Origin of the sequence: Savagea serpentis, from assembly GCF_015351395.1 — a bacterium.
GTDB classification, from domain to species: Bacteria; Bacillota; Bacilli; order Bacillales_A; family Planococcaceae; genus Savagea; species Savagea serpentis.
On sequence record NZ_JADKPV010000006.1, the window covers coordinates 64,270 to 82,966 of the forward strand.

Genomic DNA, 18,697 nt, shown 5'->3' on the forward strand with positions numbered 1-18,697 from the left:
TTGAACATTTATTAATCGTAAATCGCTTCCCAAATAGAGGCGATTCCTTGACCTCCTCCGATACAAGCAGATGACACTGCATAGCGAGCTTTCCTACGATGTAATTCTAAAATCATCGAATACGTAATACGTGTTCCACTCGTTGCTAATGGATGCCCAATTGCAATTGCACCACCATTGACATTCGCTTTATCCAAGTCAAAACCAAGTTCTTTTTGACAAGCTAAATATTGTGCAGAAAATGCTTCGTTAATCTCAACTAAATCGAGATCGTCTATTGTTAAGTTCGCTTTCTTTAAAGCCCCTTGAATAGCAGGGACAGGTCCGATTCCCATGATCGTCGGATCTACGCCTACTACTTCATATGACACGAGCTTCGCTAACGGACGAAGTTGATGCTTTTTCGCATAGTCTGATGTTGTAACGATAACTGCCGCTGCACCATCTACCATGCCGCTCGCATTCCCTGGTGTCACAACCCCCCCTTCGATAAAACGTGCTGGAAGCTTCGCTAATTGTTCCATGCTCGTTTCACGAACGTGTTGATCTTCCTCTAAAAGAATTGTTCCTTTTTTCGTTTTTACTTCAACAGGCACAATTTCTTCTCGTAATTTATCGCGATTCGCTCGTGCACGTTCATGACTTGAATAAGCATGCGCATCGATTTCTTCTCGTGTTAATTGATATTGTTTCGCTAAGTTTTCAGCTGTTACTGCCATCGTACAACCGACATTCGTATCTAATAATCCATCCCATAGCCAGTCTTGAATTTCCGGACTGCCGAGAGGTGTTCCCCAGCGCATACCACGGATTACATGAGGTACTTGACTCATATTTTCCGTACCTCCAGCTAAAACTACTTCAGCATCCCCTAACTGAATGCTCTTCGCTGCTTGAATTAACACTTCAATTCCTGTTCCACAGACACGGTTCACAGTTAATCCGGGTGTATTCTCTTTCGCACCAGCTTTTAGTGCGACGTGGCGAGCTAACATATGCGCTTCTTGACTCGACTGTTGTACGTTTCCAAAAATAACTTCATCGATTTCAGATGCATCAATGCCTGAGCGACGAATCGCTTCTTTTGCTGCAATAACCCCTAAATCAGTCGCCTTAATGTCTTTAAATAAACCAGATATTTTAGCAAAAGGAGTTCGAGCTCCTTCTACAATAACAATTTCTTTATTCACGTTTCTTTCCCCCTTATATACTATAATTTTCTGTTTGAATAAGTTTCTTTGCTACCAACTGTTGTAAATGTAAGTAATCCTTACGGTTAAGCGATAATAACTGAATCCAATTTGTGACGATTTCCTCAACATTGCACGAGCTAAGTAAATAAGTTGATTCTCCTACTAGCTTCGCAATTGCTTGTTGGATAAACAAGTTTGTAAGCGCATACACATATGTGCTATCTTTTCCTGACTCATTTATTTTCTCTGCACGCAATACTGCCGATTCTATCGCGTAAAACTGTGTCGCACAGTTAGCGACGAAATGAGCAATCGTTTGATTCTTATTCATATCGACAAGTTGCTCTTTTTGGAAATATTGAATCGTTTGAATGATGACTTTTTCTATTTGACGTACTACGCGCCAGAACGGCTGATCCGTTTCTTTTGAAGTAGGAAGACTCTCATAATGTGCATTCATACACTCTTGTGCTAAAATGATACGGTTTATTTCATTCGTTCCTTCAAAAATACGATTAATTCGAACATCGCGGTAAATATTTTCAATTTCATATTCTTTCATATATCCATAACCACCATGGATTTGTAAAGCTTCATCAACAATTGCATCTAAACTCTCCGTCGCGATAATTTTGCTCAACGAACATTTTGATGCGTATGGTGCGATTACTTTCGCATAATTAGAAGTCGAATTCATCTGTTCAAAGCTCTCTTGCATTTCCCCTGCAATGCGGTAAATGACACTTTCTACTGCAAAAATTTGAGCTGCCATCGCTGCAACTTTATGCTGTGTTAATTCAAATTCATTCAATGTTTGTTGGAACTGTTTTCGTTCATTTCCATATTGTAAAGCAAGTTCTAATGAACGTTTCGCACTCCCTAATGAAGTTGCAGAAATTTTAAAGCGGCCAATATTTAATACGTTAAAAGCAATGTAATGACCTTTCCCTAATTGACCAATGACATTCTCTTTTGGAACTTTCACCTGATCTAAAATGACAGAACGAGTCGACGATCCCTCTAAACCCATCTTTTCTTCTTCTTGACTCGTTGACAGTCCTTCACTATCTGCTTCTACGATAAAGGTTGTAACTCCTTCAGGTGCTCGAGCATATACGATGAAAATATTCGCAAATCCTGCATTTGTAATCCATTGTTTTTCTCCATTTACTACATAATGTGTTCCTTCATCATTCAATGTTGCTGTCGTACGGAGACTTAATGCATCCGTTCCACTAGAAGGTTCTGTTAAGGCATATGCTGCGATTTGCTCCCCAGATAAAATGCCTGGTAAATAGCGCTCTTTTTGTTCATCGTTTCCGAAATAAGCAATCGGCAATGCGCCGATGCCTGTCTGTCCACCAAATGTAATAGAAAAAGAATGAGCATAAGCAAGCTTTTCGCTAATCATAGCACCATTTACTTTTCCTAAATCAAGACCGCCATACTCTTCAGGTATGTCGGCACCGATTAATCCTAAGTCGCCCGCTTCTTGCATAAGCTCACGTACCGCATCGAAGTTTTTGTCATTGAGTTCTGCTAAGCGAGGATATACTTTTTCTTTTGCGTACATTTCAGCTGTACGAGCGATCATCTCTGTCGTTTCATCAAAGTCTTCCGGTGTAAAAATCGAATTATTTTGTACCGGACTTTTAAATAATATGCTCATCTATTTCCTCCTTTATTGAAACTTCATAGAAGAAGGGACGACCTTCTTCTATTATTTATTTTCCTTTAAACTGAGGTTTTCTTTTTTCTAAAAATGCATTGAGCCCTTCTGCTCGATCTTCTGTCGCAAATGCGTTTCCGAAACACATTGCTTCCATCAGCAAGCCCGACTGTGTGTCAACGTCGCTCGCTGCGTTAAGTGCAAGCTTTGCCATTTGAATCGCAACAGGTGGCGTTTTCGCAATTTTAGTTGCAATTTTATGCGTTTCTTCCATCGTCTCCTCATGCGGAACGACACGATGTAATAAACCTAAATTACTCGCCTTTTGCGCATCAATCATATCTCCTAATAAAACGAGTTCTTTCGCTACCCCTAGACCGACAATTTTTTGAAGACGTTGTGTTCCGCCACCCCCAGGAATAATTCCTAAGCTTGTCTCTGGGAAAGCAAATTTCGCTTTTTCGCTCGCGACGCGGAAGTCACAAGCGAGCGCTAATTCAAATCCTCCACCTAATGCAAGTCCGTTAATTGCAGCGATAACAGGCTTCGTACATTGCTCTACTTTCGTAAATAGTGTGCGTGACACTTTATTCATCTTGTTAATTCCGACGATATCTAAATGTGCCATCTCTTGAATATCTGCTCCAGCAACGAAAGCTTTCTCTCCCGCTCCTGTTAAAATGATGACACGCACTTCATCATTACTTTCTAACTCGTCGATTTGACGACTAAGTGTTAAAAACACTTCGCTATTTAATGGATTCACTGGTGGACGATCAATCGTCACCACAGCGATATAATTTTCAATAGATACTTTCACTACTTCACTCATTTTACTTGTCCTCCTCGCGATAGTCGTAGAAACCGACGCCTGTTTTTCTTCCGTGATGACCTGCACGGATCATTTGTTTTAACAATAATGGTGCAGCAAAGCGCGCATCATTGAACTCTTCTTTGAAATATTCCATAACGTGATATCCGATATCTACTCCAGCAAAGTCTTGTAATTCGAAAGGTCCCATCGGATAATTCAATCCAAATTTCACTGCTTTATCAATATCTTCTGCACTTGCAACGCCTTCTTCTAACAAGCGAATGGATTCAATGAAGTGTGGAATCATGACACGGTTAACAATAAATCCTGGAACATCTTTCTTCACTTCAACATGTTCTTTTTTCACTTGTTCTGCAAATTGCTTTAAGCTTTCAATTGTTTCGTCTGATGTTTCTAACCCTCTAATGACTTCAACAAGCTTCATAATTTGAGCAGGATTGAAGAAATGCAACCCCGCTACACGGCTCGGATTTTTAGTAGCCGTTGCAATTTCAGTTATTGACATTGATGAAGTGTTTGTCGTCAACAACGCTGATTCTGGAACGATATCATCGAGTTGTTGGAATACAGATTTCTTTAAATCCAAATCTTCCAAAACGGCTTCGATAACAAGATCAACATCTTTAAAGTCTTCCATATTTGTCGTTTGTTGAATACGTTTTAAGGTTTGTGCTTTCTCTTCTTCTGTCATTTTGCCACGTGCTACACTTTTATCCATGAATCGTTCCATACGAGAAACTGATTTTTGTACAGCCTCCTCATGAATATCACAGAGGACAACTTCGAGACCATGCATCGCTGCTAAATTTGCGATTCCAGTTCCCATTGCTCCTGCTCCTAACACACCTACTTTTTTAATTTCCATTTCCTTCACTCCCTCTTCCTTATTAAACTACCTTTATTGTAAACGTTTTCTTTTTGTTTTTATATCTACACTTTGTCGGAAAATAAAATGACATTTACTACATTTTGTTGTTTCTTACAACGAATAAAAAACATATGAAATGTTGAAAGGACGTCTTTTAATCGACATCCTTTAACATTTCATATGCTCTCAATGTTTTAACTCACGTATAATGTATTTTCTTTAATCCCAATAATGACATGTCCTTTTTCGTATAATTGTACAATCGGTTCATAAAAAGTACGTTGCCCGGCAAAGTAGCTCGCTGCCACATATGTCATGACAGCCATCGTTTGTACAGTTAAAAATTTAGTTAAGGGAGTAGCTCCGAATTTCTTCACATAACAATCAAATGCAATTTGGTACACTTCTTCCAAATATGGATCGATAAATGCATGTACTCGTTCCAGTGGTAACTTAAATTGTTGAACCCACTGTTCTGGCAAAGGAAAAATCGCTTGCCATAAGTCACTGTGATCGAAGGATAAAGTAGACATGAGCTGTTCAACATCTTCTTGAGCAACCTGTTCTACCTGCCCATCGACATCGGTAAATTGATTGATCCATTCAATCATTCCTTCTGTCGTTTCATCAGTTTTCCCCATATTGATACAACTATATTCTCCAAACATTTGAGTAACTTTTTTTTGCAATGTTTTCTCTTCTACTAATATCGTTTCTGTCATCCTAATCCCTCCTCTTAATACTTCGTCGTCAACTCTGGCGGACCGAATTTCGGACCGTATGGACCTTCATCTAACCACCTTCCTAGTGTCGGTACAACCGATACGAGAGAAGCAGCTAATTCACGTTTCATATCCATTTCATCTGATGCACCTTGCAAATGATTCAATGCTGTTGTTGAACCGTCGCGATTCCAAAGTGCAGCAATTCTTCGTTCTGTCGCTGCTTGTTCAATCGCTCGACGACGCTCATCATTTGTTTCACTATCTTCAGCTTTACGAATACCACGCAATGCGATAACAGCATCAGGTACACCTGAGTTCAAGCCACGCGCTCCAAATGGTGCGAATAAGTGAGCAGCCTCTCCCGCAAGTAAAATGCGACGATGAGAATCGGTAAATTCATTGACAACAACTTGGTGGAATCGATAACTCGATACCCAAGTAATGCGTTCTGCATATTTTTCAGGCATAACGAGCGGAATCCATTCTTTCACTGCTTCTTCTGATACATAGTCTTCCAAACGATCATCTGGAAGCAATTGCAAATCAACTCGTACGCCACCTTTAAATGGAACGAGCATCACATTCCGTTTCCCCATCGCTGGATGATGGTAATGGAAAACACGCTCAAGTGGCATCGGATCTTCGTCATCATCTTTTACATCCACGACTAGGAATGTGTCGTTCGTACGTGGTCCTTCGAGTTTCAAACCTGCTTCTTCTCGAACTTTTGAACGTGCACCATCTGCACCAATAATATACTTTGCTTCCCATGACGTGCCATTTACACTTGTGATTGTCACACCTTCTTCACGAATATCTAATTTCTCAATAGGCTCTCCCCAAACGAAAGATACTCCTGCCTCAACACATGCTTCATACAAATATTTTTCAATTTCACGTTGATGCAATGATGTGAAATGAGGCAACTGTTTAGAATCTTTATTATTCGTAATTCCATAGTTTCTCACATATACTTCTTTACCGCGGTATAATGTGCGCTTAATTGGCCAAATCACACCATTTCGTGCTAAGCGAAAACCGAGCCCTTCGCTCACTTCTTCTAATAATTTCAATGTTTCTTTATGAATATAAATCGCACGGCTTCCTGCACGAACGCGATCTTGGGGTTCCGCTTCGACGATTGTACATGACAATCCTTCTTTTCTTGCTGCTAAAGCTGCTGTCATTCCAACAGGTCCTGCTCCTACAACTACCACATCCATTACATTTTCCATCATTCATCCATCCCTTTCATTTTTCGTTTTATTGTTTCTGGAATTTCAATCGCTTTGGGTGATTCTTGTGCAATTGAAACCCAAGCCCTCACTTCTTGTCCAATTGCTACGAGTACATCTCCCTCTTTTTTGAATTCATGTCGAATATGAAATACTTTTCCTTCTGCACGTTCGATTGTCGAATGAATCGTTACGATATCTTCATGTTGTAAAGAAGTTTTAAACTTACATGTCGCTTCCACTAGTGGAACGATAATTTGTCGCTCATTTTGTAATGCTTTTAAAGATAAACCACTCTTTTTAAACATGTCATGTGTCGCTTGATCCATATAACGATAATAGTTCGGGTAGTATACGATTTGAGCTGCATCAGTATCCCCAAACGGTACAACCATTTGACTTTTACATTCCATTCCGTCACTCCATTCCATTCGAAATATACTTCCAATCTCCATCTTCAATAGCCATAATCGTAATTCCATCATAATCTGGTGTCATTTGATCATTGGTGAAGTTAAATGTTCCGGTTGCTCCTAAGAAATCGCCCATACCTGCTTGTAAATAGGTTTGAATTTCTTCTCTCGAATGATGTCCTTCTTCAATCGCTTGTAAAACAACTTGCACGCCATCATAAACATGTGCTGCAAATAAATCCGGCTCTTTTCCTTCAAACATCTTTGCATAAGATTCTTTAAAATGACTTAACCGAGTTTTCATATCAGAATCTGGTAATTGTTCAACCACATTCATTTTGCTGCCTAGTACATGAATATTTTTACTGTTTTCCTTCACTTGTTCGATAAATCCTTTATTCGCTGCTGCTGTACTTTGAATCATCGGAATATCGAACCCTAACGATTGGAAGTTTCGCGCAACAATTCCTGCTGCCGGGGTACGGGACCAAACGATGACCACTTCAGGATTTTTCGTTTTGATTTTTGACAATTGAATCGTCATATCTGTCGCTGATGCATCGAACTCTTCATGAGCGACTACTTCAATCCCTTTGTCTTTCGCTAACTTTTCAAAGGCTGGTAATCCTGTCACTCCAAAGCCATCTGAAGCATTAATCCAACCTACTTTTGTCATTCCATTCTCCTTTAAATATTCAATAATTGGCATTGCAATCACTTCTGGGGTATGTGCCATGCCGTAAATATACTCTCCACCTGTTGAAATGGGAGCGAGTGTGAATAATGGCACTTTTTGCTCCATCGCTTTTGGCAAAATCGCCATCGATGCACCTGATTGCGTAGCTCCAATCACTGCTACAGCACCATCTGAAATTAATTTGTCCATTGCGATAACAGCTTTCGTATCATCTGTTTCATAATCATGCTTCACTAATTTGATTTTCTTTCCGTCAACTTCTCCACGCGCATCAATTTCTTTTTGAAGTAATTTCACCGTGTTTACTTGAGCTTCTCCTAATGTAGAAGCTGGACCCGTTTCAGCTAAAATGACACCGATTTTAATTTCATCATTTTCGGAATCATTTCCACTCCCTTGATTCTCCTCTAAATTACACGCACCTAATACGAGTAATAATAGAATGAAAACACCTAATTTGAATATATTTTTCATCATGACATTCCTCCTTTATGCTGTCTCAATTCCTAAGTATGCGGATTTCACATCTGGGTTATTCGCTACTTCTTCACTCGTACCTTCTAACACGAACTGTCCTTCTTCCAAAACATACACTCGGTCAGATACTTTCAATGCGGCATTAATATTTTGTTCAACTAAGACAATCATTGTGCCAAACTCTTTTTTAATTTGTTGTAAATTATTTAAAATTTCATTGACGATTTTAGGTGCTAACCCCATGGACGGTTCATCTAATAAAATCACTTTCGGATCGCTCATCAATGCCCTCGCAATCGCTAACATTTGCTGTTCTCCACCACTCAAATTGCCCCCTAAATTATGTTGGTGCTTTTGTAAATTAGGGAAAAATTGTAACATCTTCTCTACATTGTCCTGAACATGTTTGATATTGCGATAATACTTCGTATATGATCCTAATTTTAAATTTTCGATGACTGTGTGTCCTGGAAATACTTGCCTTCCTTCGGGCACGAGCGCTAATCCTTTTCGAATCGTTTTATGAGGAGGAAGCTTCGTTATATTTTCTCCGAACAATGTTACTTCACCAGCATACGGAGTGTAGACTCCTGATATCGTGTTCAATAAAGTACTTTTACCGGCACCATTTGCTCCGATTACTGAAACGAGTTCTCCCTCATTCACTTCCATGGAGAGATTATCCAATATTTCAATCCGACCTATTTTAGTTTGAATATTATGAACTTTTAACATCGTCTAAATCCCCTCCAATATACGCTCGAATGACATCTTCGTTCTTTTGAATTTCAGCAGGTGTCCCTTCAGCAATTTTCTTCCCAAAATCTAAAACGACAATACGATCAGCGATTCTCATAATCGTAGCCATCTTATGTTCTACAAATAAAAAGGTCATCCCGCGATCTCTCATTTGTAAAATGGTGTCTGCCATCGCTTCTGTTTCTACTTCATTCAGTCCTGCCATCGGTTCGTCCAATAAAACTAATCGCGGATTTGATATAATTGTTTGTGCAAATTCTACTTTCTTTTGTTGCCCATAACTCATCTGTTCGACTAAAGTATGTTCCAATCCTTGTAAACCTGTAAGCTCAATCAATTCCATTGCTTTTTCATAGGCATATTGCTCTTCTTCTCGTGCAGACTTTAAACGAAATCCAGCAGCGAACACCCGATTTTTTAATTGAACACTAATGCCTGTCATTAAATTTTCAATCGCTGTCATACTTCCAAACACTTCTAAGTTTTGGAAGGTTCGCATCATTCCAAGAGGTGCCAATTCAAATATTTTTTTGTTCGTAATATTTTCCCCACTTAATTTTACTCTTCCTTCCGTCGGTGGAGTGAAACATGTAATCATATTGAATAAAGTTGTTTTACCAGCACCGTTAGGGCCGATGACAGCGACAATTTCTCCTGGAAAGACTTCGAAACTGACATCTTCCACTGCTGTCACTCCACCGAAACGTTTCGTTAAATGTTCAACTTGCAATATAGGTTCAGTCATTTAAGCGCCTCCTTTCACATCCACTGGTTTTAAATCGAGTCCTGAATCCGATTCGTGCTCTTTATTTCTTTTTTGAAATCGATCAAATAGAGAGACAATTCCATTTGGCATGAAAATCATCATCACGACAATAACGAAACCATATACAATAATTTCAACCTCACCACTGACGTGTAAATAATTGTGACTAATATAGCGGATTCCTTCATTTAAGAAAGTGATTGCAACCGTTCCAATCATCGCTCCCCAAATAGAATGCACACCACCTACCATCACCATGACTAAAAGTAAAATTGAAAAAGGTACGTTAAATGTAGAAGGTGAAATAAATTGAATGTAATGCGCATATAAACTTCCCGCTAATGATGCATACGTTGCACTAATCGCAAAAATTAATACTTTATATTTGGATACTTGGATACCGAGTGCTTCGATACCTGTTTCACTATCATGAATACTCCTCAATATACGCCCAACATTTGAGCGGATTAAATTTCCTGAGAAAATAATGACGAGTGTCACAATGATCCAGACAAAATAATAAAAGTTCACTTGATTTCCTAAATCAATTCCTAAAAAATTTAACTTTGGAATTCCCCCTAGACCTAAAGCTCCTCCTGTCATTTCTGTCCAGCCATTTAAAATGGTATAAACGATAATATTAATAGCGATTGTGGCCAATGCTAATATGTGGCCTTTTAACTTTAATACGCGTACTCCGACAAAATAAGCGATGAGAAATGTTGTCATCATTCCTAAAATAATCGCAAGCCAAGCTGACATATTAAACTTCGTCGTTAAAACCGCACTCATATAAGCTCCGATTCCGTAAAACGCAGCATGACCGATCGAAATCTGACCAGCATAACCAATTAATAAACTTAAACCAATTGTGATAATTGAATAAATCCCTAACAATATGAGGAGTGTAAAAACATATTGAGTCGTGACAACTATCGGCAAAAGTGCAATCAATACGATAAAAATGACTAATCCTTTCCAACGTCCTGGATATAAAACCTTTGATGCATTTTTCAAGAGCATTTCCCCCTTTAACTGTTAAACATGTGTACCTTCCGCTTTTGTAAACAGTCCTTGCGGTCGGATAAATAAAACAAAAAGTAAAAATCCGAAGGCAATCGCATCTGTGTAATACGTTGAAACATATCCCCCAGAAAATGCTTCAATCATGCCGAGTAACAAACCTCCTGCGACAGCTCCTTGAATGCTATGCATACCTCCAAAAACCATTGCGACAAATCCTTTAATACCGATAAAGAATCCCATATCGTACGTAGCATCTGTCAACGGTGCAATCATCGCTCCAGCTAAAGCTCCTAATGCTGCAGCAATCGAAAAAGCAATCGCAGACATGTTTTTCACATTAATCCCCATTAAAGTTGCTGCATGGGCGTTACGCTCACTCGCTCTCAAAGCAGAACCTAAAAATGTTTTATCAAAGAACCAATAAAGTGCTACGAGATGAATAGCTAGTATGAGGAAAATCCATAAACTTTGAGTGTTCACTACAGCACCTAATATTTGAACAGGCTTATTTTCAAATAGTGGCGGTAATGATTTAGGCGCTGTTCCCCATATTAAGAGCGCTACTCCCTTTAAGAAAATAGAAACTCCTAATGTAATGACAATTAAAATTCCTGGTTTAGCACCTTTTACAGGGTTAATAGCTAATCGTTCTACTAAAAATCCAATAAGTGCTGTACAAACAATGGCCAATGGAATCGAAATATAAATCGATAAACCTGCTTGCACAAATGTGACACTAATCAATGCCCCTAACATGGCAAACTCACCTTGTGCTAAGTTTAATACTCCCGTCACATTATAAATGGTGACAAAACCTACAGCTAATAACGCATAGACACTTCCTATCGTTAAACCTGTAATTAAATATTGCATGAACAAATCCATCCTCTAACCCCCTCTTTTGTAAACGCTTCCAATTTCGCGAAGGTCTACGATTGATTGTTCTCATTATAAGATGCTCTTTCCTCCGTTTGTATCTACATAATGTAGGAAGTTCAATTTCTTTCTTCATACACTTTGTCCAAAATAAAAACAGTAACTATTTCAACAGTTACTGTTTTTGTTCATTTTCTATGCCATTCTTCTCCACACATTTCTAACAATTTGATCGCCATCATTAAATCAAAACGGACATCTGCATCATTTAAATCTTTATCGAGCAATTCTTCTATTTTATTCAAACGGTAAATAATCGTACTTCTATGAATATAGAGCTGTTCTGCTGTGCCTTTCACATTACCATTATTCATTAGGAAAGCTTTCAAAGTTTTCCATAGTTCATTCGTTTTTTCATCTTGAGGTTCAAACACATTTCTTAATTGCTCATTGACAAACATTTCACTCATTCGTTGATCTAAATGATGCAATACTGTATATGAACCTAATTTTTCAAAAAAGATATAAGGTTTCGTCACAAATCGGGTCATTAAAACATTTAAAGCTTCTGTCGCTTGGTGATAACTAAGCATGTACTCTGAGATGTCTTGAACGACTTTCCCAATGCCAAAATGAATAATAATGTCTTTTTTTAAATTTTCAACAATTTTCATACATCTTTTATGCAAAATCTCCCAGAATGAGGAATGTTCTTCATATTCCGTCGGGATAATAAATAAATATTGATCATTGTACGCTGACATTAACATGTTAGGATAGTATCTTGACAGTTCCGTATTCAATTGTTCCCAAATATATATTTTTTCCGCTTGAACCGTTCTCAAATCCGAATGAGTTTCCGTAGACAGTGTAATTGCGACATCTACCACACGGTGCGTCGAAAAAATATCCCACTGAAATAAACTCGCATATTGAATTAAATGTTCTTTTTCTTCAAGAGGATTCGTAAATAATTTTGCTAAAAATGTATCTTTCATTTGTTCATTCGTATCGAAAGCAAGCTTCTTTTTTATAAATTGAATGGAACTAATATTTGTGGCAATCTCAACAGTTACTAAATCAAACTCATCAAAAAGCTGCTCATTGACACCAATTGCTAAATAACCGAGCAGATCTCGTACACCATGTATCGGCCAAATCGAAAAAATTTGTCCTCCTTTTAGATGAACTTGAAAGACATTTCGAGCCATGGGCGTTGTCTTCAATTGTTCAATAATACGATGTAATTCTTCTTCCTCCTCCAAACCATGAGACGAAAGGATTCGAAAAAAACGATCGAATACAAGCACAGGCCTTCGGTAAATATCAAATACCATTTGAGTAATGCTTTCAAAGTCATCATTCGCAATCGTTTCTTTCACAAGTTTTTGTTGATAATACAATATTTTTTTCAAACGTTCTTTCTGCTCTCTCTCTTGGCGAACATAAAAAGCATGTTGAATGAGCATTGCGAAATAGTTACCTAACAAATAAGTCAAACGATGTTCTTCTTCTGCATAAGGTAATTTTCTGTTAGAACGATCCAATAATAAAATTCCTAAAGTTTGTTGATTCACCTGAATAGGGACGACCATTTGAAATGGTTTTTGTTTATGTACTAATTCATCTTTATGAACACTAGTAGCAATTTGAATATCTCCATACATGGATGGATGTAAATCATATGTTTGAGTTTCTTCATGGTATAAATAGATTGCGGCAAAGTCCGATTGCGTCACGTTTGCAGCCTGCGCCGTTAAATCACTTACCATCGTTGACATCGAATTCTCGGGTGACAATTGGTTTGCCATCCAAGTTAGCCCATGTGCGAATCCAATCTCTTTCTTTTTCGCACGAATTAAAGTGATCGCAATTGCAACATCTTTTCCGAACTCATTAAAAATATGTTCCATAGGCAAAAGTTCTAATTTTTGTTCATAACCAATTAAACAAAATCCATATTTCTTATCTTGGTGAACGAGTGGTACAGTAAACCACGTGTTCATATTTGCTCTTTCCATCGTTGCATGAAGCGCACATGTTTTAGCGCTCTCATATTCATTTTTGTACATGCTCGTTTTCATTAGATACTTTGAACATTGTTCCATTCGTAAAGGAAAACTATGAATGATTTCCTCGTAGCCTCCACCCCAAATACGCGGTTCATAATGTTGATTACTTTTTAATATGATACCGACAAATTCACAATTAATCGTTTCTTTAAATGATTCAACTAAATAGTGTAACGTTTCTTCCTCCGTATTTAATTGCAAAAGCTCTCTAGACTTTGTACGCAATTGTTTTTCAAGTCGCTCGACAATTTTAGTATTGTTCTCTTTCATGTACACCCCTCATTTCCCCATATATCCCCTGATGTTTCTCCTATCGTATTTTTAAATATATCAAAATTTTACCAGCATGGTACAATTTTTCGAAAACCCTAAATTTAATCTATGATAAAAATCTTTCCTTAGAATCTATAGGAAAAGGTTAAAAAACTAAACCACTTCAATATTCTTTTCGATTATTCCGCACACTGCGGATATTCAAGAATATGAGAATCACTAATACGATGAACCAACCATATAACCATTGAGGAGAAATAGACCACCTTTCGACTGCACCAATCGATAAGGGAACGAGTAAAAACACAATTCCAAGTAATACGTTCAAAAGACTTTGTTCTTTATGATATTGAGAGATGTCTCGAATATGCTCCTTTTTAATTCCGATGAAAAGCCATTCATCTTTTCTATATCGATGCGCGTAGGCTAAACTAAACGCAATCATCGCTAAAAAAATGAGTATCCCATTCAAAAATAACATATCCCTCTCCTCCTCATCATATTGCTCTTATAAATCATAACGAGCCATCGCTTGACGCAAATCGTCTTTAATATCTTCCACTAATGATCTCGGTGAAGTGACAGTCACATGAAGCGCATATTGCAGCGCCCATTTACGCATCGCTGTTTCGTTCACTTTCACGGTGACCGTCACTTCATCTTCCGTCTGATTCGAAAAATATAAGTCATTCGTTCCGAACCAATCGATAAATTCATTTAACACGTATTTTTTAAAGCGTAAACTAACCGTCGTCGATTGTCCACCGAACATGTAAATATGTTCTGCTATATGACGGGATAAATCGAGTCCATTTTCTAACCCGCGTACTTTTCTCATCGGCTTCCTTCGCTCGTTTACAATCTCAACATTCATCATACGATCAACACGATAATGCGAGACATTATCGAATGGGTCGTTATTGCAGATGAGATAATACTTTCCGTCAGTTGCGACTAGTTCATATGGGTTAATAAGATACGTTCGATCTTCTCCACGTGAGTTTTGACGGTTCGTCAACTGTAATTTATTGTGCTGATCTACTGTATAGTTCGCATATTGAAACGATACCTTTTTATTATCTTGCATCGCTTTTTCTAAACTTTCAATATGCTTAAACAAATCTTGAACGAGAAGCTGAGGCTTATTTGTTGTTCTCACTAAATCTAAGCTCGATTCAAAATGTTTACTCGTAAGACTTTCTAATTTTTCAATCAATTGTTTGCGCTCCGCATTCGGGATACGAGGAGAAAACAATAAACTGTCGATGAGTAACCGAAGTTCCTTCTGTTGAAAAGTATGCGCATATCCGAAGTTTGTCATCGTTTTATTTTTATTTGTTTCTTGCGCTTCATCTTCTCCACTTTCTTTCTTCGGACCGTATAGCACTTTCGGTTCTTTCCTTAATGGATGTTCTGCTTCGTGACGAAGTAAATGTTCAAGATGGCGTCTCACGGTCTTTCTTTTCTTATAGAGATTCTCATTATAATCGTATTGATCGACTAGTAGATTGATTAACTCTTTTTGTGTTATACGATTGTTTTGATCCGTATGTTCTTGCAAAATTTCTAAAATGTCTAAAACTAATATTCTTCCTGCTTCATGCATGTTATCTCCCGCCTTTACGATCATATACAGACAGTATATCAATCATGGATATACTCATAAATCCATTGCGCTACGTGAATCGTTTCCGATAAAGGAAAATCTTGTTCAAACGATCTTTTAAATTCTTGACCGATCAGTTCTCCAATTTGTTCGACCGTATAGGCTGGTGTTAATTTTCGATAAATTCGATCTGATAAACAATCATATTCATCAAGCGGTGCACCGTCTGGATGTCCTGGCATGAGAACATACGGGTCAAATCGATTGATGGCCATCCGAACTTTTTGTTTTAAATTCATTTCTTCAGTATCGTCACTTTCTAATCTCGCACCTAAAAGCAATTTTTCGTACCTTTCATCATTTCGACTTTCCCAACTTACAACGATACTCCACACTTTATCATCTAAGTCTTCCCCATCTTCTAACTCGATTGTCATATGTTTCGTCAAATAAATGTTTACTTCCGCTTCCACTCTTTTCATGATGAACATCCTCCCTATCGAAATGTCTCTTGTACTAAAGTGATATATTCCACGTATTCTTGCGTATCGGTCACATGTTGAAAAGCTTGTCCGAGTGAAGTGTAATACCATTTTTGTTCTTGTTTACCCGCATTAAATTTTTCCCATACCGCTTCTCCTCTCACGGCATATTCTTTTGCGATCGCCCGCATATTCGATAATTTATCAGACAGTGTCGCAATTTCAACAGCTCGTAATTCATTTTGTTTTAAAAATTGAATCGTCGCTTCTTTTCGCTCTTTCCACGTTTTGGATTTATCTTCACTTTGTGACTGGACGAGTGTCGCTACTCTCTCGTTAAATAGTTCGACGAGCGTCTCGTACGTGACGAACGCATCTTCCATCGTATCGTGCAAAATTGCTGCAGCGACAACTTCTTCATCGACGACACCCGCTTCATTCGTCAAGTGAGAGGCGATGACGCCCGCCTCTAAACAGTGCAAAATGTAAGGAATATCCGTCCCTTTTCTCGTTTGATTTTGGTGACAAACTGTCGCAAATTGAATCGCTTTATGAATCATATGTACCCACTCCTCTTTATTTTTTATATCGCAAAGACTCGTTTTACACGAGTCCTGCTTCACGCAATGAAATGCACTCTTCTTTCAAAATGCCATGCTGTTCATAAAATGCCCAAACATCTTTACTTTGTAGAACATCCCGCTTCGGCAGACGACTATGTTCTTCCGCTGTTAACACGACAAAAGCTGTACCTTCATGGATTTTTTCTAAATATGTTAACATATCTTCTCCATTACGAATCGCTTGTTCGTCTCCAGAAGGTAGTTGTATACGGCGAAGCGCCTCATCTTTAATTGTTTTCAATTCCAACGTATGTTCTAAGTGGAATTTACGAGCTAAATCTCCTCCTTGAACAAAAAGAGCTCTCGCATTTTTAGACCAAGGGAAATCGTACGGCTTGTTGTGACTATAACGCTCTTTCGGAATACGTGCTTCTTCCCACATTTTTTGTAATGCGTTGCGATCAACGACATTGACAGATGCTAATGAATAGCGTTCTCCTGTCTCATTCATTGCATTTTTATAACGGATGTGTGCTTGGAAGACATCGAAAATATATTGTGCATCTGCCAAGTTTCTTTCTGGACCTAAATTTTCTAATTGATGTTCGAATAAAGTTTCTTTCATGTTTATCTCTCCTCATTTGTATATCCTTACTTTGTTTCTAACTTTAGTATATGATAAGGTATGAGTAAAAAATGACCCATATCAAATAAATCAAATAATTTTTCTACTAAACTTATTTTTTCCAAAATATAAAAAAACCTTCTTTTTGAAAATGTGACTCAAAAAGAAGGTTTTTTAGTTATGATTTTATGGCGACTTCTCGTTGAAGTAAAGTGAGACTCGTCACGAGTATCACACTACCGATCCATGCCATATACAAAGGCATCGCAAGCAATGTGCCGTTATGCACGACACTCATCCCATATACAATCGCGCTGACAAGTAGATAATAATGCAAACTAAACAATGCACTTGCTGAACCGATTTCTGCTTGAAAATCGACTAAAGCTAAACTTAAACAATTCGGTAAAGCAATCCCTACCCCAAATAATAAAAGGAAAATACTCATAAGCAACCCTATCATCTGTACAGCATCTGGCAAAAGATAGACGAATATCGCTAACAACGCTCCACTCAGGAGGACTGCACTTCCTCGTACAATAATCAACTCTGGACGAGTATGTTGGACCCACCGTTTTGAGCACATCGCGCCAGCGACCGAAGCACAAGCGACAACCATTCCTACCCCCCCATATTGAGCACTCGTCAATGAGAAATACTCGATAAATAGAAATGGTGCTTCTGTGTAATAACTGAATAAAATCCCATTCATTCCTCCGATTAACAAACTGTACTTCCAAAGACGACGATTTGTCGCCATACGCCGAGCAAGTGGCCATAATGGTTTTAATTTGTTATCCTTCGGTGCAGTTTCAGGTAAGCCCGCAAAAGTATAACAAAAAATAAAGATACTCATTGCAATCAACACAATAAACACCATTTTTACGCCAAAATAATGATTCGCAAATCCCCCAATAAAAGGACCAATTGCAGGTGTAAACGCCATTACTGCTGAAATTTGCGCAAATAATTGGTGACGTTTCATTCCCGAAAAACTTTCTCTTAATATCGTTTGTGTCACGACAGAACCGACGCTTGCGCCAAATGCTTGAATGAAACGAGCAATAAGTAAAACCGACATTTCATGAGCTACTAAACATAATACATTTCCTACAAAATATAAGCTGACGCCATATAGCATTGCACGACGTCGGCCTACTTTATCCGATAATCGTCCAAAGAAGAGTACACCTAACGCAAATGCGATAAAATATACACTCATCGTCAATTGTGCATCGCTCATCGAACGGTTGAACGTTGCAGCAATAGAAGGTAAAGACGGACTAAATATAGTTTCACTAATTTGTGGAAAGCCTACTAAAACAATTAATAATAAAAGGCTTGGTGTTTTATTTTCGATGTTTTTCTTCAAAGAAATCCTCCTAGATTTTCATTAAGTTAGAAAGAAAAACATCGTAGCTTGGGAAATGGTGGTTTCACGAGTTTTATTTTTTCAAGATCACTCATGAATTCACTTCCTTTTTTATTTTGAAAGACGAGGAAAGTGTACCATTATAAAAAGGGAATACGCAAGAAA

At 38.1% G+C, this 18,697-nt stretch carries 19 protein-coding genes; all 19 read right to left on the bottom strand.

All coding sequences use genetic code 11. From position 1 onward, the window contains the following. Window positions 1-11 precede the first annotated feature (11 nt). Window positions 12-1,190, bottom strand: a complete 1,179-nt coding sequence (locus IRY55_RS10895) for an acetyl-CoA C-acetyltransferase (protein ID WP_194563351.1) — start codon at window positions 1,188-1,190, stop codon at window positions 12-14. A 13-nt stretch (window positions 1,191-1,203) separates the two neighbouring features. Continuing rightward, on the bottom strand, window positions 1,204-2,862 hold the full coding sequence (locus IRY55_RS10900; protein WP_194563352.1) for an acyl-CoA dehydrogenase family protein: 1,659 nt from the start codon (window positions 2,860-2,862) through the stop codon (window positions 1,204-1,206). A gap of 55 nt (window positions 2,863-2,917) precedes the next feature. Further along, a complete protein-coding gene (locus tag IRY55_RS10905) occupies window positions 2,918-3,694 on the bottom strand; it encodes an enoyl-CoA hydratase/isomerase family protein (protein WP_194563353.1) in 777 nt (258 codons plus the stop codon). Between the two features lies 1 nt (window position 3,695). Then, complete coding sequence (locus IRY55_RS10910) at window positions 3,696-4,562, bottom strand: 3-hydroxyacyl-CoA dehydrogenase family protein (RefSeq protein ID WP_194563354.1); 867 nt, start codon at window positions 4,560-4,562, stop codon at window positions 3,696-3,698. A gap of 197 nt (window positions 4,563-4,759) precedes the next feature. Beyond that, window positions 4,760-5,287, bottom strand: a complete 528-nt coding sequence (locus IRY55_RS10915; protein WP_194563355.1) for a hypothetical protein — start codon at window positions 5,285-5,287, stop codon at window positions 4,760-4,762. A gap of 14 nt (window positions 5,288-5,301) precedes the next feature. Beyond that, window positions 5,302-6,525, bottom strand: a complete 1,224-nt coding sequence (locus IRY55_RS10920) for an FAD-dependent oxidoreductase (RefSeq protein ID WP_408015169.1) — start codon at window positions 6,523-6,525, stop codon at window positions 5,302-5,304. Further along, window positions 6,525-6,938, bottom strand: a complete 414-nt coding sequence (locus IRY55_RS10925; RefSeq protein ID WP_194563357.1) for an acyl-CoA thioesterase — start codon at window positions 6,936-6,938, stop codon at window positions 6,525-6,527. Before IRY55_RS10925 ends, IRY55_RS10920 begins: the two co-directional genes overlap by 1 nt. 4 nt (window positions 6,939-6,942) lie before the next feature. Then, on the bottom strand, window positions 6,943-8,112 hold the full coding sequence (locus tag IRY55_RS10930) for an ABC transporter substrate-binding protein (protein WP_194563358.1): 1,170 nt from the start codon (window positions 8,110-8,112) through the stop codon (window positions 6,943-6,945). 12 nt (window positions 8,113-8,124) lie between these two features. Continuing rightward, window positions 8,125-8,847: an ABC transporter ATP-binding protein gene (locus IRY55_RS10935; RefSeq protein ID WP_194563359.1), complete on the bottom strand. Its 723-nt coding sequence runs from the start codon at window positions 8,845-8,847 to the stop codon at window positions 8,125-8,127. Then, window positions 8,831-9,616 (bottom strand): ABC transporter ATP-binding protein, encoded by a 786-nt coding sequence (locus tag IRY55_RS10940; RefSeq protein WP_194563360.1) that lies wholly within the window; start codon window positions 9,614-9,616, stop codon window positions 8,831-8,833. Before IRY55_RS10940 ends, IRY55_RS10935 begins: the two co-directional genes overlap by 17 nt. Further along, a complete protein-coding gene (locus tag IRY55_RS10945; RefSeq protein WP_194563361.1) occupies window positions 9,617-10,654 on the bottom strand; it encodes a branched-chain amino acid ABC transporter permease in 1,038 nt (345 codons plus the stop codon). Window positions 10,655-10,675: 21 nt separating this feature from the next. Then, on the bottom strand, window positions 10,676-11,548 hold the full coding sequence (locus tag IRY55_RS10950; RefSeq protein ID WP_194563362.1) for a branched-chain amino acid ABC transporter permease: 873 nt from the start codon (window positions 11,546-11,548) through the stop codon (window positions 10,676-10,678). 179 nt (window positions 11,549-11,727) lie between these two features. Beyond that, a complete protein-coding gene (locus IRY55_RS10955) occupies window positions 11,728-13,881 on the bottom strand; it encodes a helix-turn-helix domain-containing protein (protein WP_194563363.1) in 2,154 nt (717 codons plus the stop codon). A 166-nt stretch (window positions 13,882-14,047) separates the two neighbouring features. Beyond that, window positions 14,048-14,365 carry a hypothetical protein gene (locus IRY55_RS10960; protein WP_194563364.1) on the bottom strand — a complete coding sequence of 106 codons (318 nt, stop codon included), beginning with the start codon at window positions 14,363-14,365 and terminating at the stop codon, window positions 14,048-14,050. A 27-nt stretch (window positions 14,366-14,392) separates the two neighbouring features. Continuing rightward, complete coding sequence (locus tag IRY55_RS10965) at window positions 14,393-15,490, bottom strand: helix-turn-helix transcriptional regulator (RefSeq protein WP_194563365.1); 1,098 nt, start codon at window positions 15,488-15,490, stop codon at window positions 14,393-14,395. A 38-nt stretch (window positions 15,491-15,528) separates the two neighbouring features. Beyond that, a complete protein-coding gene (locus IRY55_RS10970; RefSeq protein WP_194563366.1) occupies window positions 15,529-15,972 on the bottom strand; it encodes a hypothetical protein in 444 nt (147 codons plus the stop codon). 14 nt (window positions 15,973-15,986) lie between these two features. After that, entirely contained in the window at window positions 15,987-16,532 is a 546-nt protein-coding gene (locus IRY55_RS10975) for an HD domain-containing protein (RefSeq protein WP_194563367.1), read from the bottom strand. Between the two features lie 43 nt (window positions 16,533-16,575). Next, window positions 16,576-17,160 carry a hypothetical protein gene (locus IRY55_RS10980; RefSeq protein WP_194563368.1) on the bottom strand — a complete coding sequence of 195 codons (585 nt, stop codon included), beginning with the start codon at window positions 17,158-17,160 and terminating at the stop codon, window positions 16,576-16,578. 178 nt (window positions 17,161-17,338) lie between these two features. Continuing rightward, complete coding sequence (locus IRY55_RS10985; RefSeq protein WP_194563369.1) at window positions 17,339-18,532, bottom strand: multidrug effflux MFS transporter; 1,194 nt, start codon at window positions 18,530-18,532, stop codon at window positions 17,339-17,341. Between the last annotated feature and the right edge of the window lie 165 nt (window positions 18,533-18,697).